Annotated in this window: 24 protein-coding genes, 1 tRNA gene and 1 riboswitch; of the genes, 10 read left to right on the forward strand and 15 right to left on the reverse strand. The window is 69.7% G+C overall.

The features are described from left to right. Positions 1–44 precede the first annotated feature (44 nt). Both ACFU5O_RS04345 and ACFU5O_RS04350 read left to right on the forward strand, forming a co-directional pair. Positions 45–488, forward strand: coding sequence for a hypothetical protein (locus ACFU5O_RS04345; RefSeq protein WP_384236102.1), 444 nt, complete (start codon positions 45–47; stop codon positions 486–488). Between the two features lie 168 nt (positions 489–656). Then, positions 657–944: an acylphosphatase gene (locus ACFU5O_RS04350; RefSeq protein ID WP_384236103.1), complete on the forward strand. Its 288-nt coding sequence runs from the start codon at positions 657–659 to the stop codon at positions 942–944. A gap of 115 nt (positions 945–1,059) precedes the next feature. Here the strand turns inward: ACFU5O_RS04350 and ACFU5O_RS04355 are convergent, their stop codons facing one another. The 3 genes from ACFU5O_RS04355 to ACFU5O_RS04365 form a co-directional block, all read right to left on the reverse strand. Further along, the gene (locus tag ACFU5O_RS04355; RefSeq protein ID WP_384236106.1) at positions 1,060–1,323 is read right to left on the reverse strand and encodes a DUF1876 domain-containing protein; all 264 of its coding nucleotides are present in this window, start codon (positions 1,321–1,323) and stop codon (positions 1,060–1,062) included. A 58-nt stretch (positions 1,324–1,381) separates the two neighbouring features. Next, positions 1,382–1,825 carry an SRPBCC family protein gene (locus ACFU5O_RS04360; RefSeq protein ID WP_384236108.1) on the reverse strand — a complete coding sequence of 148 codons (444 nt, stop codon included), beginning with the start codon at positions 1,823–1,825 and terminating at the stop codon, positions 1,382–1,384. Positions 1,826–2,089: 264 nt separating this feature from the next. Continuing rightward, positions 2,090–2,596 carry a hypothetical protein gene (locus ACFU5O_RS04365; RefSeq protein WP_384236110.1) on the reverse strand — a complete coding sequence of 169 codons (507 nt, stop codon included), beginning with the start codon at positions 2,594–2,596 and terminating at the stop codon, positions 2,090–2,092. A 322-nt stretch (positions 2,597–2,918) separates the two neighbouring features. On the opposite strand from ACFU5O_RS04365, the gene ACFU5O_RS04370 reads away from it, so the two are divergent. Further along, a complete protein-coding gene (locus ACFU5O_RS04370) occupies positions 2,919–3,776 on the forward strand; it encodes a CHRD domain-containing protein (protein WP_384236113.1) in 858 nt (285 codons plus the stop codon). Positions 3,777–4,011: 235 nt separating this feature from the next. Continuing rightward, the gene (locus ACFU5O_RS04375) at positions 4,012–4,314 is read left to right on the forward strand and encodes a hypothetical protein (protein ID WP_384236116.1); all 303 of its coding nucleotides are present in this window, start codon (positions 4,012–4,014) and stop codon (positions 4,312–4,314) included. A gap of 368 nt (positions 4,315–4,682) precedes the next feature. Here the strand turns inward: ACFU5O_RS04375 and ACFU5O_RS04380 are convergent, their stop codons facing one another. The 5 genes from ACFU5O_RS04380 to ACFU5O_RS04400 all read right to left on the reverse strand — a co-directional run bounded on the left by ACFU5O_RS04380 (position 4,683) and on the right by ACFU5O_RS04400 (position 9,894). Then, complete coding sequence (locus ACFU5O_RS04380) at positions 4,683–6,158, reverse strand: DUF445 domain-containing protein (protein WP_384236118.1); 1,476 nt, start codon at positions 6,156–6,158, stop codon at positions 4,683–4,685. 221 nt (positions 6,159–6,379) lie between these two features. Continuing rightward, positions 6,380–7,075, reverse strand: a complete 696-nt coding sequence (locus ACFU5O_RS04385) for a DUF1707 domain-containing protein (RefSeq protein ID WP_384236120.1) — start codon at positions 7,073–7,075, stop codon at positions 6,380–6,382. Between the two features lie 211 nt (positions 7,076–7,286). Beyond that, entirely contained in the window at positions 7,287–8,258 is a 972-nt protein-coding gene (locus ACFU5O_RS04390) for an ATP-binding cassette domain-containing protein (protein ID WP_384236436.1), read from the reverse strand. A 15-nt stretch (positions 8,259–8,273) separates the two neighbouring features. Continuing rightward, the gene (locus tag ACFU5O_RS04395) at positions 8,274–9,098 is read right to left on the reverse strand and encodes an ABC transporter permease (protein WP_384236122.1); all 825 of its coding nucleotides are present in this window, start codon (positions 9,096–9,098) and stop codon (positions 8,274–8,276) included. Continuing rightward, a complete protein-coding gene (locus tag ACFU5O_RS04400; protein ID WP_384236438.1) occupies positions 9,091–9,894 on the reverse strand; it encodes an ABC transporter permease in 804 nt (267 codons plus the stop codon). Before ACFU5O_RS04400 ends, ACFU5O_RS04395 begins: the two co-directional genes overlap by 8 nt. A 380-nt stretch (positions 9,895–10,274) precedes the next feature. On the opposite strand from ACFU5O_RS04400, the gene ACFU5O_RS04405 reads away from it, so the two are divergent. Then, the gene (locus ACFU5O_RS04405; RefSeq protein WP_384236125.1) at positions 10,275–12,800 is read left to right on the forward strand and encodes a transglycosylase domain-containing protein; all 2,526 of its coding nucleotides are present in this window, start codon (positions 10,275–10,277) and stop codon (positions 12,798–12,800) included. A 44-nt stretch (positions 12,801–12,844) separates the two neighbouring features. Here ACFU5O_RS04405 and ACFU5O_RS04410 read toward each other — a convergent pair whose 3' ends face one another. The 3 genes from ACFU5O_RS04410 to ACFU5O_RS04420 form a co-directional block, all read right to left on the reverse strand. After that, positions 12,845–13,165: a DMT family transporter gene (locus tag ACFU5O_RS04410; RefSeq protein ID WP_384236126.1), complete on the reverse strand. Its 321-nt coding sequence runs from the start codon at positions 13,163–13,165 to the stop codon at positions 12,845–12,847. 38 nt (positions 13,166–13,203) lie between these two features. Continuing rightward, positions 13,204–13,274: riboswitch (guanidine-III (ykkC-III) riboswitch) on the reverse strand. A 130-nt stretch (positions 13,275–13,404) separates the two neighbouring features. Continuing rightward, positions 13,405–13,743, reverse strand: a complete 339-nt coding sequence (locus ACFU5O_RS04415; RefSeq protein ID WP_384236129.1) for a GroES family chaperonin — start codon at positions 13,741–13,743, stop codon at positions 13,405–13,407. Positions 13,744–13,798: 55 nt separating this feature from the next. After that, complete coding sequence (locus ACFU5O_RS04420; protein WP_384236131.1) at positions 13,799–14,128, reverse strand: DUF3618 domain-containing protein; 330 nt, start codon at positions 14,126–14,128, stop codon at positions 13,799–13,801. A 153-nt stretch (positions 14,129–14,281) separates the two neighbouring features. On the opposite strand from ACFU5O_RS04420, the gene bcp reads away from it, so the two are divergent. The 3 genes from bcp to ACFU5O_RS04435 all read left to right on the forward strand — a co-directional run bounded on the left by bcp (position 14,282) and on the right by ACFU5O_RS04435 (position 15,654). Continuing rightward, positions 14,282–14,749, forward strand: coding sequence for a thioredoxin-dependent thiol peroxidase (gene bcp, locus ACFU5O_RS04425; RefSeq protein WP_384236134.1), 468 nt, complete (start codon positions 14,282–14,284; stop codon positions 14,747–14,749). A gap of 126 nt (positions 14,750–14,875) precedes the next feature. Then, complete coding sequence (locus ACFU5O_RS04430; protein WP_384236136.1) at positions 14,876–15,562, forward strand: HNH endonuclease; 687 nt, start codon at positions 14,876–14,878, stop codon at positions 15,560–15,562. A gap of 16 nt (positions 15,563–15,578) precedes the next feature. After that, positions 15,579–15,654 (forward strand) — tRNA-Leu (locus ACFU5O_RS04435). A gap of 56 nt (positions 15,655–15,710) precedes the next feature. Here the strand turns inward: ACFU5O_RS04435 and rdgB are convergent. From rdgB to ACFU5O_RS04455, 4 genes are all read right to left on the reverse strand, one after another. Continuing rightward, positions 15,711–16,313: an RdgB/HAM1 family non-canonical purine NTP pyrophosphatase gene (gene rdgB / locus ACFU5O_RS04440; RefSeq protein WP_384236139.1), complete on the reverse strand. Its 603-nt coding sequence runs from the start codon at positions 16,311–16,313 to the stop codon at positions 15,711–15,713. A 28-nt stretch (positions 16,314–16,341) separates the two neighbouring features. After that, positions 16,342–16,716: a hypothetical protein gene (locus ACFU5O_RS04445; protein ID WP_384236141.1), complete on the reverse strand. Its 375-nt coding sequence runs from the start codon at positions 16,714–16,716 to the stop codon at positions 16,342–16,344. Between the two features lie 96 nt (positions 16,717–16,812). Further along, entirely contained in the window at positions 16,813–17,550 is a 738-nt protein-coding gene (gene rph, locus ACFU5O_RS04450; RefSeq protein ID WP_384236142.1) for a ribonuclease PH, read from the reverse strand. Between the two features lie 78 nt (positions 17,551–17,628). Next, on the reverse strand, positions 17,629–17,862 hold the full coding sequence (locus tag ACFU5O_RS04455) for a glucose PTS transporter subunit EIIB (protein ID WP_384236143.1): 234 nt from the start codon (positions 17,860–17,862) through the stop codon (positions 17,629–17,631). Between the two features lie 238 nt (positions 17,863–18,100). Between ACFU5O_RS04455 and ACFU5O_RS04460 the strand changes: the two genes are divergently transcribed. Continuing rightward, on the forward strand, positions 18,101–19,366 hold the full coding sequence (locus tag ACFU5O_RS04460) for a PTS transporter subunit EIIC (protein WP_384236146.1): 1,266 nt from the start codon (positions 18,101–18,103) through the stop codon (positions 19,364–19,366). Between the two features lie 298 nt (positions 19,367–19,664). Further along, positions 19,665–20,933: a PTS transporter subunit EIIC gene (locus tag ACFU5O_RS04465; protein WP_384236148.1), complete on the forward strand. Its 1,269-nt coding sequence runs from the start codon at positions 19,665–19,667 to the stop codon at positions 20,931–20,933. Positions 20,934–20,975: the final 42 nt, after the last annotated feature.

The raw sequence follows: 20,975 nt of genomic DNA on the forward strand, positions 1-20,975 counted from the left end.
CACGGAGGGCCACGTGGGCTCGGAGAAAGGGCTAGGGAGCAGACATGCAGAGACACAAGCTGATGACAGCGGTTCTGATCTATGCCGCTGCGGCGGTCGCGGCAGTCGTACCGGCATCCGCCTCCCCTTCCGTAGGGTCACAGCCAAGCGCTCACGTCGTGATCGTCGACTGCTTCTCGAAGCCGCAGGTGCGCCCCAGCGAGTTCTTGATCGCGTGCGGGGACGGCAACAGCAGCCTCATCGCGCTCAAGTGGACGCACTGGGGCTCGACGTCGGCAACGGGCCGCGGGCTCAACGTGGTGAACGACTGCAAGCCGTACTGCGCCGCAGGCAAGTTCCACAACTACCCCGTGATGGTGCGACTGGAGCGCCCCGAGGCATGGCCGCAGCATCCTGAGCAGCAGCGGTACACCCAGCTGCACCTCGTCTACACCGAAGGCAGGCCGGAGCACACCACGCCGGAAGTGACCATCCGGCTCTGGCCCTGACGTTCACCCCTGACGTTCACCCCTGACGTTCACCCCTGACGATCCAGACCCGCCGGTCAGCCCTCGTGGCTGCGCGGCGGGCCTGGTCGGCGGAGTGCACCTGTCGGGGCCGAGGCTCGCGTCGCGTCGCCCCGCCGTCGTGCTGTGCGGCTCGTACGATCCGGAGGCATGGTGCACAAGCGTGTGATCGTGTCCGGGCTGGTCCAGGGCGTGTTCTTCCGGGACACATGTCGGCGGGTGGCCAGTGAGTACGGGGTGTCCGGCTGGGTGCGCAATCTGGCCGACGGACGTGTGGAGGCCGTGTTCGAGGGCGATCCGGACGCCGTCGAGACGCTGGTGCGATGGGCGCGGCAGGGGCCGCCGTCCGCTGTGGTGGAAAGCGTGGAGGTGTGGGAAGAGGCGCCCGAGGGGCTTGAGGGGTTCGAGGTGCGAAACACGCCGAGGGCCGCGCGCTGAGAGCGGCCGTCGAGCCGCTCGGGCCGGCCGGAGGCCGGACCGGACACGGGACACGGGACACACCAAGGGCCGGGAGCGGAGGCTCCCGGCCCTGTGCTCGTGGCCACCGGCTCGGTCACATGGCTATGTCGGCCGGCCTGTGGGTGTGGCTCTCCACGTCCGCGGCTGCCCGGTCCACCAGTTCATGGGCCAGTTTCGAGCAGGCGCGGGCGGCTGCCAGCTCTTCGCCGATCTTTGTGTCAGGGGTGTCGCCCGGGCTGCGCCTGGCCACTCCCGTGCCCAGGACGCTTGGGGCGTCGGGGCCACTGAGGGAGGCCGTGCAGGCAGTGCGGGTCCCGTCTTCCTCGAACGACAAGTCGATGTTCCAGTGTTGCGTCATGACGGATCACCTTCGCCGTACCGGTTCCGTCGGCCCCGGCGCGCGGGGCTCGTGGCGGTTACTTGGCGGGATGTGCCTGTTCCACCAGGTCCTTGAACTGGTGGAGGTCCGCCCGGACGGTCCGTTCTATGGCGGAGGACTGGGCAAATCCCTTGGGCCCCCCGAAGGCGTTGTGCGCCTCGGTGGGGTCGTACTCCATGCGTACCTGCATCCTGGTGTGGGTCGCGTCGAGCGGGAGGAGCGAGACGGAGCCGCTCAGGTGCGGGGCCTTGCTGGTCCTCCACGTCATCGTCTCTTTGGGGTGGAGATCTTCGGTGGCGGCATCGATCTCGTGGGCGGTGCCCCTGCCGGCCAGCAGATCCATGTGTATGCCCGACGCACCTTCGCGCCGGGCTTCGCGGACTCCTCCGACGAAGCGTGGATAGTCCTCGACCTGGTGCAGGTGGTCCCAGACCACGCCGCCAGGTGCGGTGATGTCGATCTGTTCCTCGAGAATGGGCATGGCAGTCTCCCTGTCTCTGTATCCAGGGTGCGTTCCGCCGCGCGTGACCGCAACGGATCGGGGCCGGAGCCCCGCCGCCGCGGCCGCTCCGTGCGCCGCGTCGCCGAAGCCCGGCCCCGACCGGACAGGGAAGCCGCCTCGCCCACGAATGATCCGCTTATCCGGCTGCCGCGCGGGTTGCCGCCGCGGATATTCCTGTCACGAATTCATGACAGAAACGTGACATGAATTCCGGATGACGTCACGGAGCCTTCCTTCAATACCTCAGGGCGCCTTTTTGATCAGCTTGCCGTCCGCCCCGATCACGAACCACTCGCCGTCCAGACCCTGCCCGTTGACGTCACCGGGCGTCGCGTCGCCGACGTAGTAGTAGAGCGGCCAGTCTCCGTACGTGGCCTGCTCCGCACCCTCGCCCAGCTTGGTCTCCTTCAGCAGGGAGGCCTTGGCGCCGCTGCCCGCGGTGACGTCCTTGGGGGAGGTGAGGGCGGGCCAGACCGCGATGCAGTCGACGTCGCACGCACTGCCGCCGCCGGGCTTGTCCTTGGTGAATCCGTAGAGCGTACGGCCCGAATCGTCGACGAGGATCCTGCCGAACTGCGAGTCGGCGATCTTGACGGAGGCGGCGGCGGAGGCGGGCCTGCCGGTGGATCCGGCGGACGCGGCAGGCTCGTCGGAGCCGCCGCAGGCGGTCAGGGTGAGCAGGGCGAGTGCTACCGCCGGGCCTGCCAGAAGCGTGGTAGTAGTACGCGTACGTGAACGGGTCCTGCGCATGGTGATCCCCCGTGTGTGGTGTGTGTGGGTACGTCAGTTACTACGCGCACAACTGACCGACGGTTCAATCGAATTCAGTAATGTTCAGTTGAACGAGCCCGAGTTCCGGTGCGTACTTCCCGGCGAACCCGACTCTATCCGGGCCGGGCCCAACGGGAGGACAAAAACAATGCAGAGGCGAATTCTGGCCACAACAGCAGCAGCAATTGTGGTTGGTGTTGCGGGTGTTACTCCGGCGATCGCGCACGACGGTCATGGCGGCCACGGCTCGGCCGACGCAACGCAGTCGCAGACGCAGACGCAGACGCAGACGCAGACGACCGTGGCGGACAAGGCGGACGCGAAGGCGGCCGGCGCGGCCACCTTCACCAGGCCCGCCACCGGCAGGGCTGTCGCCTTCGCCGCCGAACTCTCCGGCGCCGACGAGGTCCCGGTCCAGGGCGGCCCCGCCGTGAACGACCCCGACGGCAAGGCCATCGCCCTGGTCAAGGTGAAGGGCGACCGGGTCACGTTCGCCCTCCAGTGGAAGGGCTTCGTCCCCAGCCTCGGCCACATCCACGAGGGCGCCGCCGGAAAGAACGGCGCCGTGAAGGTGCCTCTCTTCGGCAGCGCGATGCCCGACACCGTGCACTCTGCCGCCGGGCAGGTCGCGATCACCGATGCCGAGCTCGCCGAGCGCATCCGCAGGCACCCCTCCGGCTTCTACGTCAACCTTCACAGCGCCGAGTTCCCGGGCGGGGCGGTACGCGGCCAGCTCAAGCCGCTCAAGCGGAACGTCAACCCGCTGGAGATCATCAAGGGCGGCAAGCTGCGGGCCCTTGCCAACGGCGGCCAGGAGGTCCCGAAGAACGACACGTCGAAGGTCGGCGACCCGGACGGGCACGCGGTGACCTTCCTGCACCCGAAGGGGACGGCGGTCGACTACTCGCTGGCGTGGATCAACATCAAGAGCCCGTCGAAGGGGCACATCCACAAGGGCCGCTTCGGCAAGAACGGTGACGTGGTCTTCGACTTCTTCAACCGGCCGGTGCCGGACGGGATCTTCGCCGTCTCCGGGCGGCTGGGGGGACAGAACCCGGACGTGGTGAAGCGGGTCCGCGAGAACCCGGGCAACTACTACTCCAACATCCACACCGGGGAGTTCCCGGACGGCGCCGTGCGGGGGCAGTTCTTCCGCTGATGCGGCCGACTTCCGCGGATGCCGCGGGCCGGCGTCCACGGTCGGCGCGGACGTCGCCGGTCGGCGCGGACTTCGCGGTCGGCGCCGACCTCTTCCGTACAGGCGTCGACGCCCACGGCCCGATGCCCACGTCCCGGGCGCCCGGCGCCCGGACGAAAGCGCCGCTCGATTAGGCTCGAATGCCGTCGGTCGAAGACCGAGCGCACCGCGCGAACCGAGCGAAAGGCGGCACACCATGGCCAGGATTCCGGCAGCGGCAGTCGCGGCGAGCGGCCTCATCGGGGGCTACGGCGTCGCCCGCTGGACCAGGAAGCGTCCGCTCGGCGGGGTCGCCCTGGCCGCCGCGGGCGCGGTGGCCGCGCGGCAGTGGCAGCAGCAGGCCGGAAGCAAGGCCGCCGCGGGGCTGAGCGCCGCGTACGTCGCCGCCTTCGCCGGCTCGCATCCGCTGGCGAAGAAGGTCGGGGCCTGGCCCGCCGTGTTCACCGTGGCGGGCGGGGTGGCCCTCGCCTCCTGGGCCGTCACACGCAGAGCGGCCTGACACCGGGCGGACCGACACCAGGGCGCACCGGGACACCCGGGCGCACCGAGGCACCCGGGCCCTGCGCCACCGGTCGACCCGGCAACCGGCCGACGGCATGCGGCCCTACGCGACCGGCCGAGCGACACCCGAGCGGTCCGGCGAACACCCGGCCGGCCGGGGCCGAGGGGCGTCCGGAGCCGCGGGCCACCCGGGCTCGGCAGCCACGCCCGGCTCGGCAGGTCGGTCGGTCACGGCGCTCGGCCGCCGTCGGCGAAGACGCCCAATTCCCAAGCCGGGGAGCCGCGTTGAACGGGTGCGGCCCCCCATCCGTACATAGGGGCAACTCCCCCTTGGAGCTGGGCGCGGGGCCGGAAGGAAAGGTCCGGTCACGCGCCCAGCGCATGGGCGACCGTATAGATCGCCAGGCCTGCCAGCGCACCGACCACCGTGCCGTTGATACGGATGAACTGCAGGTCGCGGCCGATGTGTGCCTCGATCTTGCGGGACGTGTGCTCGGCGTCCCAGCTCGCGACCGTGTCGCTGATGAGGGACGTGATCTCCGTGCGGTACGTCGTCACCACGTAGACCGCGGCCTCCTCCAGCCAGCCCTCCAGCTTCCGCTGCAGCCGGCCGTCCGTCGCGAGACGGGCCCCGAAGGCCATGAGAGAGGCGCGGGCGCGCAGACGCAGTTCGCTGCGGTCGTCGTCCGCGGCCGAGATGATCATGGCGCGGACGGAGGACCATGCGGAGGCGATGATGTCCTGCACCTCGGGCCGGGCCAGCATGTCCGACTTCATGCGCTCCACCCGTGCGCGGGTGTCCGTGTCGCCCTGGAGATCGGCGGCGAAGTCGGCGAGGAAGCGGTCGATCGCGCCGCGCGCCGGGTGACCGGGGGCGTCACGCATCTCGGTGACGAACCTGACCAGCTCCTTGTAGACGCGCTCGCCGACCTTGCGGTCGACGAAGCGCGGGGTCCAGCCCGGAGCCCCGCCCTGGACCGCGTCCATGACGGAGTCGCCGTGCAGGACCAGCCAGTCGTGGGCGCGGGCGCAGATCAGGTCGACGGCACGGTGATGGGCACCGTCGGCGACGATCTTGTCCAGGGCCTTTCCTATGCCCGGGGCGATCTCGGCCGCCTCGGCGCGGCGGGTGATGGCCTCGCCGACGACCGCCTGGACGTCGGAGTCGCGCAGGACGGTGAGCGCGCCGTGCAGCGCCGTCGACAGCTCGGCGGTGACGCGGTCGGCGTGCGCGGGTTCCGCGAGCCAGGCGCCGAAACGGCCGCCGAGGGAAAGGGAGCGCAGCCGGGCCCGTACGACGTCGCCGGAGAGGAAGTTCTCGCCGACGAACGATCCGAGCGAGGCGCCGAGCTGGTCCTTCTTGGTGGGGATGATCGCGGTGTGCGGGATGGGGATGCCGAGGGGGTGCTTGAACAGGGCGGTGACCGCGAACCAGTCGGCCAGCGCACCGACCATGCCTGCCTCGGCCGCGGCGGCGACGTAGCCGGGCCAGCCCTCGACTCCGGCGTTCTTCGCCCAGGTGGCGAGCACGAAGATCAGCGCGACGAGCAGGAGCAGACCGGTGGCCGTGAGTTTCATCCGGCGCACACCGCGTTGTTTCTCCTCGTCGGCGGCGGTGTACGCGAAGGAGGGCAGCGGCGAGGTGCGGGTACGGCCTGCGGCACCCGCGGACGCAGGAGGCCGTCTCGCCCCGTCCGCGCGCCCGGCGGTGCCCGCCGTGAGCTGCTTCCCCGTCGCTGCGGGCTTCTCGGAAGCATGGGCGTCCGCGGGGGTGGAGGTACCGGCGGCGCCCCTGTCCGTGTCCCCTGGTGTGTCCGGCTCAGCGCCTTCAGTGCGTTTCATCCGCTCCACCCGTCCGCGTACGTATCGTCCCTTCCCTACCTGACCTACTCCCGGGGCGCACTTCGAGTTCCCGCGCGGGCCCGCGGGTAACCCGGGCGGGCGCGGAGCGGGTCGCGATGCGGGGCAGATGGGCGCAGGGAGCAGGAACAGGACGGCAGGGGCGGGCGGCAGGGAAAGGGCTGTAGGGCAGGGAGGCGGCGGGCCCCTACCCGAGCTCCCCGCTACTCGAGCTCCCCGCGTGCCCCACCCCTTTCGTCCTTCTCCAGGCGCTCGCGCCGGCGAGCCTCCTTCAGCCGCTGCTTCTCGGCCTTGCGGAGCTTGCGCTCGACCCCGACACCGCCCATCAGCGCGAAGCCGGTGATCGTCACGCGCGGAGAACCCGGCGTGATCTCTGCCTCGACCGAGCCCGCCTCGGCGAAGCCGCCCATCAGGCCGAAGCCCCGGACGTCGACTTCCATGTCCGGGGGAACGGTGATCTGCACACCACCCATGATCGCGATGCAGCGGATCACGACGTCCCGGTCCTCGAAGTTCGCGTCACGCAGATCGATCTCGCCGCCCGCCTGCAGGACGACGGCGGTGAACCGGCGCCCGATCGTCCACGTTCCCTTGCGCCCGAAGCCGCCCCAGAAGGCGAACGCCCCCTTGGAGGTCGCGGGCCTGCCGATACGGCGCGACCAGTCGGCCCCGCCCCCGGCGGGAGCCGCGACCGGTGCGGCGGCCGCCCCGCCGGGCGCCGGGAGGTCCCGTACCAGCGGCTCCAGCTCCCCGCGCGTACGCGCCTTGAACGTCGCGTCGAGCCGTTGCTCGAACTCGTCCATGTCCAGCCGGCCCTCGGCCACGGCATCGCGCAGGCGCTCGGCGATCCGTTCCCGCTCGACATCGGAGGCACGCATCTCCGGAAGATCGTTGGTCATACGGAAAGCGTAATCAAGCGGCACGGCCCGAACATCCGGTTGTGCACAGTCGGCCCGGCCGGTCTCGTGCCGCGGCCCGACGGCGCGACGTCCGCAGCGCGACGAGACCGGGACGGGACGAGACCGGGACGGGACGAGACCGGGACGGGACGAGACCGGGACGGGACGAGACGGGGCGAGACGAGTCGGGGCGAGACGCGGAAGCGGACGCTCAGAGTGTCACGCGTTCCGAGTACATCTTCGCGATCACCGCCTCGATGTCCGGCTCGCGCACGGACAGGTCCACCAGCGGATACTCCGCCGCGATCGCGGCCACGATCGGCGCCGCCGACTCCGATGCCGGGAACGACAGCCACTGGCGCGGCCCCTCCACCCGTACCGGACGCGCCCCCGCGACCTCGATCGGCGGCAGCTCCCGGTCCAGGTCCACCACCAGCGTCCGCTCGCTCGCCCCCACCTCGTGCAGCCCGGCCAGAGCCCCGTCGTACATCAGCCGGCCCTGGTCGATGACCATGACCCGCTTGCACAGTTGCTCGATGTCGGTCAGGTCATGGGTCGTGAGCAGCACGGTCGTGCCCCGCTCGGCGTTCAGGTCGCGCAGGAACCCCCGCACCTTCGTCTTGGAGACGACGTCGAGACCGATGGTCGGCTCGTCGAGGTAGAGCACTTCCGGGTCGTGCAGCAGCGCCGCCGCGATGTCGCCGCGCATCCGCTGCCCGAGCGACAGCTGCCGTACGGGCACGTTCAGCAGCTCACCCAGGTCCAGCAGCTCCACGCACCGGTCCAGGTTGGCGTGGTACCTGGCGTCGGGGATCCGGTACATGCGGTGGACGAGCCGGTACGAGTCGATCAGCGGCAGGTCCCACCAGAGCGTGGTGCGCTGCCCGAAGACGACGCCGATGCGCTGTGCCAGCCGGGTCCGTTCGCGTGAGGGGTCGATCCCGGCGACGCGCAGCCGGCCGCCGCTCGGCGTCAGAATGCCCGTCAGCATCTTGATGGTGGTGGACTTTCCGGCGCCGTTGGGGCCGATGTAGCCGACCATCTCGCCGCGCGGCACGCTGAAGCTGATGCCGTCGACGGCCCGTACCCGCGTCTTCTCCCGTCGCAGCAGACCTGCTCTGCGGCGTACGTCGAAGACCTTCTCGACGCGGTCGAGTTCGATGAAGTCACCCGTGGTGTCCATGGTGTCCATGAGGGTTCAGCTCCCCGTGCTCCGGTACGAACGAAGGCCCGCCCGCCAGGCCAGTCCGGCGAGCGCACAGCACAGCGCGGCGACGAGCGGCGGCGTGAAGGCCAGCCAGCGCGGCAGGTCCAGCGGATAGGGCTGCCCGAGCACGTACAGCCCGGGCAGCCAGTTGACGAAGGCGAGCGGTACGACGAAGGTCACGCCGCGCACCAGGTCCTTCGCGAAGAGCGTCGGCGGGTACTGGAGCAGCGTGTTGCCGCCGTACGTGAAGGAGTTCTGCACCTCGGCGGCGTCCTGCGCGAGGAACTGGAACGCCCCGCCCGCCACGAAGACCGCCGAGAAGATGGCCGCCCCGCTCAGCACCATCACCGGCACCATGAGGACCTTCAGCGGCGTCCACGCGATGTCCAGCGTGAGGAGTGCCCAGCCGAGCACCACCAGCCCCTGGAGGACCCGCCCGAGCCGGCGCAGCGCGAAGCGGTCGGCCGTCACCTGCGCCAGAACCGGCGCGGGCCGCAGGAGGAGGATGTCGAGCGTGCCGTCCCGCACGCGCCGCCCGACCCGGTCCAGCGACCCCATCACCAGATCGGTCAGGCCGAAGGCCGTCCCTGCGGCCCCGTAGAGGAAGGCGATCTCCGGCAGGCTGTATCCGCCGAGCGTGTCCACGTGCGAGAACATCAGCAGGATCACGGCGAAGTCGGACGCCGTCGCCGCGAAGTTCCCGAACGCCGTCATGGCGAAGGAGGCGCGGTACGTCATCGTCGAGCGGATCCACATGACGGCGATCAGCCGGTACGCGCGCAGGCCTCCGTGCAGCGTCCGCAGGGCGTCAGCCACCCTGGACCACCACCCTTCTCGTCGCGAGGGACTGCAGCAGACGTCCGGCCCCGAGCAGCGCCACCGCCCACCCGGCCTGGAAGGCGTACGCCTCGACGAGCGCCCAGCCGGTGCGTCTGCCGAGGAAGACGTCCGCCGGGACCTGGAGCAGCGCGGACCAGGGCAGGACCAGCGCCAGTTCTCCGAGCGCGCCGGGGAAGAGGGTGAGCGGCAGCAGCATCCCGGAGAAGAACATCCCGGCCAGCCAGGTGATCTGGAGGACACCCGCGCCGTCCATCAGCCAGAAGGCGGAGAGCGCCACCAGGTAGCGGACGGCGAAGCTCACGACGACGCCGAGCGCCACCGAGACCAGGAACGCGGGCCAGAGCAGCGGTGAAGGAGGCAGCGCCAGATCGAAGGCGAGCGCTCCGATCAGCAGGGGCACTATGCCGCGGCCGAGCAGATGGAACGCGGACCGCCCCAAGTCGCCCGCGAGCCACCACAGTTGCAGGTCGGCCGGGCGGTAGAGGTCGATGGCGATGTCACCCGTACGGATGCGCTCCATCAGTTCGTCCTCGAAGCCGCCGCCCAGCATGGCGCAGGCCATCAGCAGGGCCTGGCCGAGCCACACATAGGTCAGCGCCTCGGGCTGGTCATAGCCACCGAGGTGCGGACGTTCATCCCAGAGGGCGATATAGGTGTACGCCACGATGAAGCCGAAGACGGTGTTGGTGAACGCCCCTGCCACCGTGGCCACCCGATACGTCGCATAGCGCCGGAACCCACCGGCCGCGACGGCCGCGTAGAGCCGAACCACAGCCACCTCTCCTCGATAGAAGCTGTCGGCACCAAAGCGCACGACCCTAGGGCCTCTCGTTCGGATCTTGCCGGGTTCGCGCGCCCTGGCACCGCACCTCGCTGCGTTGTCGTCAGTCGCCGACGTCCCCCAGCTACCGCTGGGAGGTGCCCCCACCGCGTGGACTCCCTCCTCCGCCTTGCGATGCACGCCGCCAGACCCCGCTCACTGATCCGGCCTGATCCGAACGAAAGACGCTAGCCCAGGCGGATCTGCCACGCGACCGTATTCCGACGAGGGGTCCGGGGGTTATCGGGACGATAAGTGCAGTATGGGCACACCAAGCGAATCGCCCGAAAAGACATCGTCCGCGACGACGGGGCCGAGGAGTCTCCACCGACATGAGCGACGAGCAGGCACAGCAACGAGGCCGGCACCCCCGGGACCCGGCGACCGCCGGCGCCCCGCCCCACGACCCCGCCCCCCAGGACAGCATGACCACAGGTCAGCAGGACGGGAGCAGCACGAGTCATGAGGGCGGCCAAGGCCGCGGGCCCCGTCCCCGGCGCACCGGCCTGCGACGCCTCGTCCCCACCTGGCGGGCGCTGCTCGGCACGTCCCTGGTCGTCGCGCTCCTCCTCATCGGCGGCTTCGTCACGGGCTACACGCTCGTCCACATCCCGCCCGCGAACGCCATGGCGACCGCCCAGTCCAACGTGTACTTCTACGCGGACGGCACCCAGATCGCCCGCGACGGAGAGATCAACCGGGAGAACGTCGAGCTCACCCAGATTCCGCACACCGTCCAGCGCGCCGTACTCGCCGCCGAGGACCGGGACTTCTACTCCGAACGGGCCATCGACCCCCAGGCGATGCTCCGCGCCGGCTGGAACACCCTCACCGGCAAGGGCAGACAGTCCGGCTCCACGATCACCCAGCAGTACGTGAAGAACTACTACCTCGGCCAGGAACAGACCGTCACCCGGAAGGTGAAGGAGTTCTTCATCGCGATCAAGCTCGACCGCGAACAGAGCAAGAGCGACATCCTGAAGGGCTACCTCAACACCAGCTACTTCGGCCGCAACGCCTACGGCATCCAGGCGGCGTCACTGGCGTACTACGGCAAGGACGTCAACCAGCTCGGCACCGCCGAGGGCGCCTATCTCGCCTCGCTGCTCAACGCCCCCAGCGCCTACGACGTGACCACCCGCCCGGAGAACAAGGCCGCCGCGGTCGCCCGCTGGAACTACGTGCTCGACGGCATGGTGAAGGAGCGGTGGCTCGACGCCGACGAGCGCGACGCCATGACCTTCCCGATGCCGAACACCGCCCGCCCCGCGACCGGCCTCTCCGGCCAGCGCGGCTACGTCGTCCAGGCCGTAGAGGACTACCTCACCGGCCACGGCATCATCGACGACAACACCCTGGCGCGCGGCGGCTACCGGATCACCACCACGCTGCAGAAGCCGAAGCAGGACGCCTTCGTCAAGGCGGTCGAGGATCACGTGCTGTCCAAGCGCGAGAAGCGTAGGCACGTCGACCGCAATGTCCGCGTCGGCGGCGCCTCCATCGATCCGGCCACCGGCAAGGTCGTCGCGATGTACGGCGGCATCGACTACACCAGGCAGTTCGTCAACAACGCCACCCGGCGCGACTACCAGGTCGGCTCCACCTTCAAGCCGTTCGTCTTCACCGCCGCGGTCGAGAACGGCTCGCGCACCCGGGACGGCCGCCGGATCACCCCCCACACCGTCTACGACGGCACGGACCAGCGCGAGGTCCTCGGACACTACGGGCCCATCGGCTACGCCCCGGAGAACGAGGACAACTACTCCTACGGGTCCATCACCGTCCGGGCGGCGACCGACGCGTCGGTCAACGCGGTGTACGCACAGATGGCACAGGACGTCGGCCCGGCACGGGTCAGGGAGACGGCCGTCGCTCTCGGCATCCCCGCGAACACACCCGACCTGACGACTTCCCCTTCGATCGCGCTCGGCGTCGCCACCGCCAGTGTCCTCGAGATGGCGGAGGCGTACGCGACCCTCGCCAACCACGGCAGGCACGGCAGATACACACTCGTCGAGAGCATCACCAGAGGCGGCGAGGAGATCGACCTGCCCCGGGTCCCGACCGAACAGGTCATCAGCCGGAAGGCCGCCGACACCACGACGGCGATGCTGCGGAGCGTGGTCGAGGACGGCACCGCGGCAGCGGCCCGGTCCGCGGGACGCCCCGCGGCCGGGAAGACGGGCACGGCGGAGGACGACAAGGCCGCCTGGTTCGCCGGCTACACCCCGGAACTGGCCACCGTCGTCGCCGTCATGGGCCAGGACCCCGACACAGCGGTGCAGAAACCGCTGTACGGGGCGCTGGGCCTGCCCCGTATCGGCGGCGGCGGTCCGCCCACCCGGATCTGGGCGCAGTACACGGCGGCGGCGCTGGACGGAACCGAGATCAACGACTTCGACCTCGAGCTGGAGGAGGGCGTCGACCTCGACGACGAACTGCTCCCGGTGGACGGGTACCCGTGGGCCGGCGACGACCGGTACGAGCAGGACGAGCGGGAAGAGGACGAGGACGTCGGCGTGGGGGCACCGGACACAAGAAACCGCAGCCGCGGCCCGACGGGCGGCAGGACACCGGCCCCGCCGGCCGTCCCCCCGACCGCCCCGCTCCCGGGCAACGGCGCCCCGACCCACCGCGCTCCGACCGGCAGCGCCCCGCGCGTCGGCGGCGTCATGCCCACCGGCCCCAGGACGGGCTGGCCCCTCTACGGCAGCAGGGCCCCGCACAGCAGCGGCGGGACGGACCGTGGCACGCACGGACGCGGCGGGGCGGACGGCGCCGCGCCCAGGCGCGGCGCGACGGAAAGAGGCAGCGGACAGCCCGTGCCCGGCCCGGGGAGCGCCCCCCGCCATCGGTGAACGGGCCTCTGAACGGACGACTGGACGGACGACTGGACGGACGACTAGTGACCGGAGGTCGCCTTCAGCCCCACCACGGCCACGAGCAACAGCACGACGAAGAAGATCCGGGCGGCGGTCGCCGGCTCGTTCAGCACGACCATGCCGAACACCGCCGCCCCGGCCGCACCGATGCCGACCCACACGCCGTACGCCGTACCGATCGGCAGCGACCTGGCGGCGTAGGACAGCAGCAGCATGCTGGCGACGATCCCGGCTCCGGTGAGGACACTGGGCCACAGGCGGGTGAAACCGTCGGTGAACTTCATCCCGACCGACCAGCCGATCTCGAGCAGACCGGCGAGAACAAGCAGAACCCAGGCCATGACAGGCACCTCCGGGACGACGCGGACTTCGTGAAGGGGGTGCGTCGTCTTTGCGTTGCCCGGTACGGCGCGTCTCGTCGGGTACCTCAAAGCTACCAACCGAGACGGAAAAGACCTGGTGACCGGGGGGTCACCAGGCCTTTCCGTGCGTCTTCGTGCCGTGCGCGCTCACTGCCCGGGCGAAAGGGGCGAGGGCGGCGTGCGGCGGAGATGCGGCTGGAGCCGGGGGCCGGACGGGGCTAGAGATACAGCCCGGTCGAGTCCTGGCCGCCCTCGAACCGGTCCGCGGCGACCGCGTGCAGATCGCGCTCGCGCATCAGGACGTACGCGACCCCGCGCACCTCCACCTCGGCCCGGTCCTCGGGGTCGTACAGCACCCGGTCCCCGGCCTCCACCGTGCGGACGTTCTGCCCGACGGCGACCACCTCGGCCCAGGCGAGGCGCCGGCCCACCGCCGCGGTCGCCGGGATCAGAATGCCGCCGCCGGAGCGCCGCTCGCCCTCCGGGGCGTCGGACCGGACCAGCACCCGGTCGTGGAGCATCTTGATCGGCAGCTTGTCGTGCGTGTTCTCGCTCACGACATCGAACCTACCTGCCCGGACCCGGACCGCACCCCTCCGGGGGGAGTGCCGGTCACCCCTTCCGCTTCCTGGCCGACAGCGCCAGCAGACCCACGGCCCCCACGACACCCACGGCGACGAGGGCCGCCGGCACCAGACGCTCGAGGCGGGGCGCGCCGTCGTGATGCACGAAGCGGCTCTTCACATCCGTCATGAGCCGGTTGGCGGCGACGAACGCCCGCCCGGCCGTCTGGTCCACGGTCGCGGCGACCCTGGCCTTCGCATCGCCGACGATCGTCTTCGGGTGCACCCGCACCCCGATCTCGTCGAGCGTCTCGGCGAGCCTCTCGCGCCGGCGGACGATGTCCGCCTCGATCTGCGCAGGGGTCCTGGAATCCGACACTGCGCCGCCTCCGTGGTCGTATCCGGTACTGGTTCGTCAACTGTTACGTCGTCTACGTCATCGACAGTCTGTCAGCTCGACGCCCGCCGCACCCCACGGCACCCCTATTACGCTCGGTCCCGTACGCCCGTACCCCCCTGAGGAGAACCGAGAATGAGCGAGCGACTCCAGCCCGGCGACACCGCCCCGGACTTCACCCTGCCCGACGCGGACGGCAACGACATCTCGCTCGCCGACCACAAGGGCCGCAAGGTCATCGTCTACTTCTACCCCGCGGCCATGACCCCGGGCTGCACCAAGCAGGCCTGCGACTTCACCGACAACCTGGAGCTCCTGACGGGCGCGGGCTACGACGTCATCGGCGTCTCCCCGGACAAGCCGGAGAAGCTCGCGAAGTTCCGCGACAAGGAGAACCTCAAGGTCACACTGGTCGGCGACCCGTCCAAGGCGGTCCTGGAGGCGTACGGAGCGTTCGGCGAGAAGAAGCTCTACGGCAAGACGGTGACCGGCGTGATCCGCTCGACGGTCGTCGTGGACGAGGACGGCAAGGTCGAGCGCGCCCTCTACAACGTGAAGGCCACCGGCCACGTCGCCAAGATCATCAAGGATATGGGCATCTGAGGACCCTCCCGCCCGGACGGCCCGCACAAAGCAGTGCGGGCCGTTCCGCATGCCGGACGTGACCATCCGATAACCGGTTCGTCACTCCGTGCGAGGCAGCGAACACGCGGCCGGACGGAGGGGACGATGCCAGTCAGTCCATACACCCGTGAGCGCCTTGCCGAGGCGGCGAGATCGACAAGGACGCTGCCGGAAGCGTTGACGCGATTGGGAGTCGACCCGAAGGGACCGTCGCGGTCCTATCTCCGGGAGCGGATGAAGGAGCTGGGTATCGACACATCGCACTTCGAGCGGGAAGGAGCGCGCTGGACGAGGGAGACCCTGGAATCCGCTGTCGCCGTCTCGACGAACATGTGCCAAGTGCTCCGCCACCTGGGCATCGACGTCGTCGGTGGCCAGCACACGCACATCAGCCGCAGGATCCGCGCGCTGGGCATCGACACATCGCACTTCGTCGCAGCACGGCGCACGGAGAACATGCGGGGCAACCGCCGTCGCCGGTCGGCTGGGGAGATCCTGGTGGAGATCCACTCCACGCACGCCAAGCGCACACCCAACGAGCGACTGAAGAGGGCTGTGCGCGATCTGGGAGTCAGCGAACGCTGCGCTCTCTGCGGGATCGAACCCATCTGGCAAGGGCAGCCGTTACCCCTCGAAGTCGACCACATCGATAGCAACTGGCGTAACAATCGCGTCGAGAACCTGCGGCTCCTCTGCCCCAACTGCCACGCGATCACCAGCACCTGGTGTCGCGGGGGCGCCGCGCCGTCGCGAGGCCGGCCTCTCCTTACCGAGGTTCGCTCCGCCCAGTAGAGTAGGCGCGTCACATGCGCCCGTACGCCAAGGGCTGAGCGGCGATCTTTAGGTGGTCGTGTTTGTCGGTTCGAATCCGACCGGGCGCACCAAGACCGACGGCTCAGCTCGCGCACCCGGCGAGCTGAGCCGTCGGCGTATGTCTGCCTCAGCCCAGCAGCTCCCTGACCACCGGCACCAGCGCCCTGAACGCCTTCCCCCGGTGGCTGATCGCGTTCTTCTCCTCCGGGGACAGCTGCGCGCAGGTCACGTCGTAGTCCTCCGGCTGGAGAATCGGGTCGTAGCCGAAGCCGTTCGTGCCGACCGGGTCGTGGCGCAGCGTGCCCGGCAGTCGGCCCTCGACGACCCGTTCCGTGCCGTCCGGCAGGGCGAGCGCGGCGGCGCAGGCGAAGTAGGCGCCACGGTGTTCGTCGGCGATGTCCGAGAGCTGGGCGAGGAGCAGGTTCAGGTTGGCGGTGTCGTCGCCGTGGGCGCCGGACCAGCGGGCGGAGAAGATGCCGGGGGCGCCGCCGAGGACGTCGACGCAGAGGCCGGAGTCGTCGGCGACGGCCGGGAGGCCGGTGGCCCGGGCGAGGGCGTGGGCCTTGAGGAGGGCGTTCTCGGCGAAGGTGACGCCGGTTTCCTTGACGTCGGGGATGTCGGGATAGGCGTCCGCGCCGACGAGCTCGTGTGGGAGCCCTGCGTCGGCGAGGATCGCGCGGAGTTCGGTGATCTTCCCGGCGTTGCGGGTGGCGAGGATCAGGCGGGTCATGCGCCCAGTATCGACGGCCCTGCGGGGGTCACGACGTGCAGACCTTGCCGACCTCGGCAGCGGCGTCCGTAATGGGCTTGATGTCCGGGGTGTTGTCGCCGTTCTCGACGGACGCACGGACGTTGTCGACGCCCTTGGCGAGGTCGTCGACGGCCTTGGACAGATCCGCGTTGTCGGTCGTGTCCTTGAGGTTGCCGAGTTCCTGGTCGATGTCGTTGAGCGCCTCGTTCAGCTGGGTGGGGTCGGACGCGTTGGAGACCGCCTGGGAGAGCCGGTCGACGCTGGTGGCTATGGCGTCGGCGGTCTGGACGCAGTCCAGTGCCTTGTCGACGGCGCTGCAGCCGACGGCTCCGGTGAGAGCGACTGCGGTGACGACGGCGAGTGCGATACGACGACTGCGCATGGAACGGTCCCCTCCCAGGGTTCACGGACGGGCGTACGGTTCGGCCCGTACGCCCGTGCCTGTACGACGCCGGCGAAGGCGCCGTTGGTTGCTTCTTTACGCTCCGAGCGTGCGGGCGAGAGCTTCGGTCTGGAGCGCGGCGAGATCGGCGCAGCCTCCGGTGGCGAGGTCGAGGAGTGCGTTGAGCTCCTTGCGGTCGAAGGGCTCCGCCTCTGCGGTGCCCTGGACCTCGACGAAGCGGCCGTCGCCGGTGCAGACGACGTTCATGTCGGTCTCGGCGCGCACGTCTTCCTCGTAGCAGAGGTCGAGGAGGGGCGTGCCGTCGACGATGCCGACGGAGACGGCGGCGACGGTGCCGGTCAGCGGCTGCTTGCCGGTCTTGACGAGCTTCTTGCGCTGCGCCCAGGAGACGGCGTCGGCGAGGGCGACATAGGCGCCGGTGATGGCGGCGGTGCGGGTGCCGCCGTCGGCCTGGAGGACGTCGCAGTCGAGGACGATCGTGTTCTCGCCGAGGGCCTTGTAGTCGATGACGGCGCGCAGTGAACGGCCGATCAGGCGGGAGATCTCGTGGGTCCGGCCGCCGATCTTGCCGCGTACGGATTCTCGGTCGCCGCGGGTGTTGGTGGAGCGCGGCAGCATCGAGTACTCGGCGGTGACCCAGCCTTCACCGCTGCCCTTGCGCCAGCGCGGGACGCCTTCGGTGACGGAGGCGGTGCAGAAGACTCGGGTGTCGCCGAAGGAGACGAGGACCGAGCCCTCGGCGTGCTTGCTCCATCCGCGTTCGATGGTGACCGGGCGGAGCTGTTCGGGGGTGCGGCCGTCGATTCGAGACATGGTGCTGAGCCTAGCCGCACGTGGGCGAGGGGCCCGTTCCGGTGTGGAACGGGCCCCTCGCCGCGGTGAGCGGGAGGTTCACATCATGTCTTCGATCTCCGCGGCGATGGGGTCGGCGTCGGTGCCGATGACGACCTGGATCGCGGTGCCCATCTTGACGACGCCGTGGGCGCCTGCGGCCTTCAGCGCGGCCTCGTCCACCAGGCCCGGGTCGTTGACCTCGGTGCGGAGGCGGGTGATGCAGCCCTCGACCTCTTCGATGTTGTCGAGTCCGCCGAGCCCGGCGACGATCTTCTCAGCCTTGCTGGCCATGTGTTTCTCCCTAAGTCCTCTTCGGCCGGGGTTCCGGGTGCCCCCGGAACCCCGGCCGGGCACCGGAGGCCGATGGTCGTTTTGCCACGTTAACTCACGATTGGCCCAACTTCGCGGGCGAGTTGCGATCCCGTATCGAAGGATGACGATCACCGGCACCCTGCCCGTGAGCCACGACCGGGCACCGGCGAGCCTATCGCAACTGGTCTACACCAGTGTGCATCGAGGGAGGATCCCGATGACCGCGGAGAGTGCGGCCGCACCGCGGCGGAAGTGGTGGAGCGGCGGACTACTCCCCGGGCTCCAGAAGGTCGGCCGGAGCCTGCAACTGCCGGTGGCCGTACTCCCCGCAGCCGGCATGCTGGTCAGCCTCGGCGTTCTCCTCAACGCCTATCTGCACGGTCCGTTCTGGGACAAGTTGTCGGACATCCTGCTCAAAGGCGGCGGGGGCATTCTCGACCCGAAGCTCGGACTGCCTCTGCTCTTCTGCATCGGCGTCGCCATCGGTTTCGCGAAGAAGTCGGACGGCTCGACGGCACTCGCCGCGGTCGCCGGATTCCTCGTCTACCACAACGTCCTCAAGGCCTTCCCGGTCGCGGGCTCGGTGACCAAGGTCCTTCCGGAGGGCGAGCCCCAGAACCCGGGGGTGCTGGGTGGCATCCTCATCGGCCTGCTGACGGCCACCATCTGGCAGCGCTACCACCGCACCAGGCTCGTCGACTGGCTGGGCTTCTTCAACGGCCGCCGGCTCGTCCCGATCATCATGGCGCTGGTCTGCTGCGTCCTCGGCGTGGTCTTCGGGCTGCTGTGGCAGCCGGTGGGCGCGGCCCTGGAGTGGTTCGGAAAGCAGCTGATCGACCTCGGCGCCTGGGGCGCGGGCCTCTTCGGCGTCGCGAACCGGCTGCTGATCCCCGTCGGCATGCACCAGTTCCTGAACGTCTTCTTCTGGTTCCAGGCGGGCGAGTACACCACGCCGACCGGGACCGTGGTGCAGGGCGACCTGACCCGTTTCCTCGCCGGCGACCCGAACGCGGGCCAGTTCATGTCCGGGTTCTTCCCGATCATGATGTTCGGCCTGCCGGCCGCCGCGCTCGCGATCACGCACTGCGCCAGGCCCGAGCACCGCAAACGGGTGGCCGGCCTGATGTTCTCGGTCGCGCTGACGTCGTTCGTCACCGGGGTGACCGAACCGCTGGAGTTCTCCTTCATGTTCGCGGCGCCGCTGCTGTACGGGCTGCACGCATTGCTGACCGGAGCCTCGATGGCGATCACGTGGGCGCTCGGCGTGCACGCGGGCTTCAGCTTCTCGGCGGGCGTGATCGACTACATCGTCTACTGGCACCTGGACACCAAGCCCTGGCTGATCATTCCGATCGGCGCCTGCTTCGCCGTGGTCTATTACGTGCTCTTCCGTGTCCTCATCACGGCGTTCGACATCCCGACACCGGGGCGGGAGCCGGAGGAGCTGGAGAAGGAGCTGGAGGAAGGTCAGACCAAGCCGTAGGGGCGGGCGGTCGGACCCTCGAAGGCCCCGCCCCCGCCCCCCGCCGGCCCGTCCTCAGTGACCCGAAGGCCCTTCGGACCCGGCGATTCGGGGCCTTCGCCGGTAATGCCCTGATGCGGACGCGAGACCTGACCAGGCGTCGGATTTTCGCAGGTTCCTTATCCAAACCTCACGTGCTACAACAGGTCTACACCTCTGACTGGTGTAGACCACGCGGTCCAGTCCACCGCGTTCCCCTCAGACGCCGCCGTCCCCCTTCCCCCGGCCCCGGGCGGCGCCATGCCCGATGGAGGAAGTTGTGACCACGGCCACCGCCGCTCCCGCGGCCGACAACAAGAAGAAGGGCTCCGGCGCGATGGCTGTCGCGCAGCGCATCGGCCGCAGCCTCATGCTGCCGGTCGCGGTGCTGCCCGCCGCCGCGCTGCTGATCCGCCTCGGCAACAGCGACATGCTCGGCAACGAGTCCCTCCCGGACTTCATCAACAAGATCGCCGGCTTCATGTTCGCGGGTGGCGACGCCATCCTCAGCAACATGCCGCTGCTGTTCGCCGTGGGCATCGCGATCGGCTTCGCCAAGAAGTCGGACGGCTCGACGGCACTTGCGGCCGTGACCGGCTACCTGGTCTTCCAGAAGGTGCTGGCCACGTTCACCGACCCCAACCTCCCGAAGGAGGCCACGGTCGTCGACGGCAAGATCGTCATGGCGGAGAAGGCGGTCAACGCCGGAGTCCTCGGCGGCGTGGTCATGGGCATCGTCGTCGCGCTCCTCTACCAGCGCTTCTACCGCACCAAGCTGCCTGACTGGGCGGGCTTCTTCGGGGGCCGCCGTCTCGTCCCGATCCTCTCCGCCTTCGCGGGCCTGATCATCGGCGTCGTCTTCGGCTACATCTGGCCGGTGCTCGGCGCGGGTCTGCACAACGTCGGTGAGTGGCTCGTCGGCTCCGGCGCCGTCGGCGCGGGCATCTTCGGCATCGCCAACCGCGCACTGATCCCCGTCGGCATGCACCACCTGCTGAACTCCTTCCCGTGGCTGCAGGCCGGCGAGTACCACGGCAAGAACGGCGACATCGCCCGCTTCCTGGCCGGTGACCCGACCGCCGGACAGTTCATGACCGGCTTCTTCCCGATCATGATGTTCGCCCTCCCGGCAGCCTGTCTCGCGATCGTCCACTGCGCCCGTCCCGAGCGCCGCAAGGTCGTCGGCGGCATGATGCTCTCGCTCGCGCTGACCTCCTTCTTCACCGGTGTGACCGAGCCGATCGAGTTCACCTTCATGTTCATCGCGCCGGTGCTGTACGCGATCCACGCGGTGCTGACCGGTGTCTCCATGGCCCTGACCTGGGCGCTCGGCATGAGGGACGGTTTCGGCTTCTCCGCCGGCGCGATCGACTTCGGGCTGAACCTCGGTATCGCGTCCAACCCGTGGGGCCTGGCGCTGGTCGGTCTCTGCTTCGCGGTGGTCTACTACGTGGTCTTCCGCTTCGCGATCGTCAAGTTCAACCTCCCCACGCCGGGCCGCGAGTCCGACGAGGAGCTGGCCGAGCTGGAGAAGGCCGAGGCCAAGTAGGTCACGGCGAGGCCGCAACCACGCCGAAGCCCCCGTCCTTCC

The organism is Streptomyces sp. NPDC057445 (assembly GCF_042802855.1).
GTDB lineage: Bacteria > Actinomycetota > Actinomycetes > Streptomycetales > Streptomycetaceae > Streptomyces.

What these genes read in the sequence shown, in the direction of transcription:
- ACFU5O_RS04345 (WP_384236102.1), top strand. Translation starts at nt 45, where the DNA reads ATGCAGAGACACAAGCTGATGACAGCGGTTCTGATCTATGCCGCTGCG.
- ACFU5O_RS04350 (WP_384236103.1), top strand. Translation starts at nt 657, where the DNA reads ATGGTGCACAAGCGTGTGATCGTGTCCGGGCTGGTCCAGGGCGTGTTC.
- ACFU5O_RS04355 (WP_384236106.1), bottom strand. Translation starts at nt 1,323, where the DNA reads ATGACGCAACACTGGAACATCGACTTGTCGTTCGAGGAAGACGGGACC.
- ACFU5O_RS04360 (WP_384236108.1), bottom strand. Translation starts at nt 1,825, where the DNA reads ATGCCCATTCTCGAGGAACAGATCGACATCACCGCACCTGGCGGCGTG.
- ACFU5O_RS04365 (WP_384236110.1), bottom strand. Translation starts at nt 2,596, where the DNA reads ATGCGCAGGACCCGTTCACGTACGCGTACTACTACCACGCTTCTGGCA.
- ACFU5O_RS04375 (WP_384236116.1), top strand. Translation starts at nt 4,012, where the DNA reads ATGGCCAGGATTCCGGCAGCGGCAGTCGCGGCGAGCGGCCTCATCGGG.
- ACFU5O_RS04380 (WP_384236118.1), bottom strand. Translation starts at nt 6,158, where the DNA reads ATGAAACGCACTGAAGGCGCTGAGCCGGACACACCAGGGGACACGGAC.
- ACFU5O_RS04385 (WP_384236120.1), bottom strand. Translation starts at nt 7,075, where the DNA reads ATGACCAACGATCTTCCGGAGATGCGTGCCTCCGATGTCGAGCGGGAA.
- ACFU5O_RS04390 (WP_384236436.1), bottom strand. Translation starts at nt 8,258, where the DNA reads ATGGACACCACGGGTGACTTCATCGAACTCGACCGCGTCGAGAAGGTC.
- ACFU5O_RS04405 (WP_384236125.1), top strand. Translation starts at nt 10,275, where the DNA reads ATGAGCGACGAGCAGGCACAGCAACGAGGCCGGCACCCCCGGGACCCG.
- ACFU5O_RS04410 (WP_384236126.1), bottom strand. Translation starts at nt 13,165, where the DNA reads ATGGCCTGGGTTCTGCTTGTTCTCGCCGGTCTGCTCGAGATCGGCTGG.
- bcp (WP_384236134.1), top strand. Translation starts at nt 14,282, where the DNA reads ATGAGCGAGCGACTCCAGCCCGGCGACACCGCCCCGGACTTCACCCTG.
- ACFU5O_RS04430 (WP_384236136.1), top strand. Translation starts at nt 14,876, where the DNA reads ATGCCAGTCAGTCCATACACCCGTGAGCGCCTTGCCGAGGCGGCGAGA.
- rdgB (WP_384236139.1), bottom strand. Translation starts at nt 16,313, where the DNA reads ATGACCCGCCTGATCCTCGCCACCCGCAACGCCGGGAAGATCACCGAA.
- ACFU5O_RS04445 (WP_384236141.1), bottom strand. Translation starts at nt 16,716, where the DNA reads ATGCGCAGTCGTCGTATCGCACTCGCCGTCGTCACCGCAGTCGCTCTC.
- rph (WP_384236142.1), bottom strand. Translation starts at nt 17,550, where the DNA reads ATGTCTCGAATCGACGGCCGCACCCCCGAACAGCTCCGCCCGGTCACC.
- ACFU5O_RS04455 (WP_384236143.1), bottom strand. Translation starts at nt 17,862, where the DNA reads ATGGCCAGCAAGGCTGAGAAGATCGTCGCCGGGCTCGGCGGACTCGAC.
- ACFU5O_RS04460 (WP_384236146.1), top strand. Translation starts at nt 18,101, where the DNA reads ATGACCGCGGAGAGTGCGGCCGCACCGCGGCGGAAGTGGTGGAGCGGC.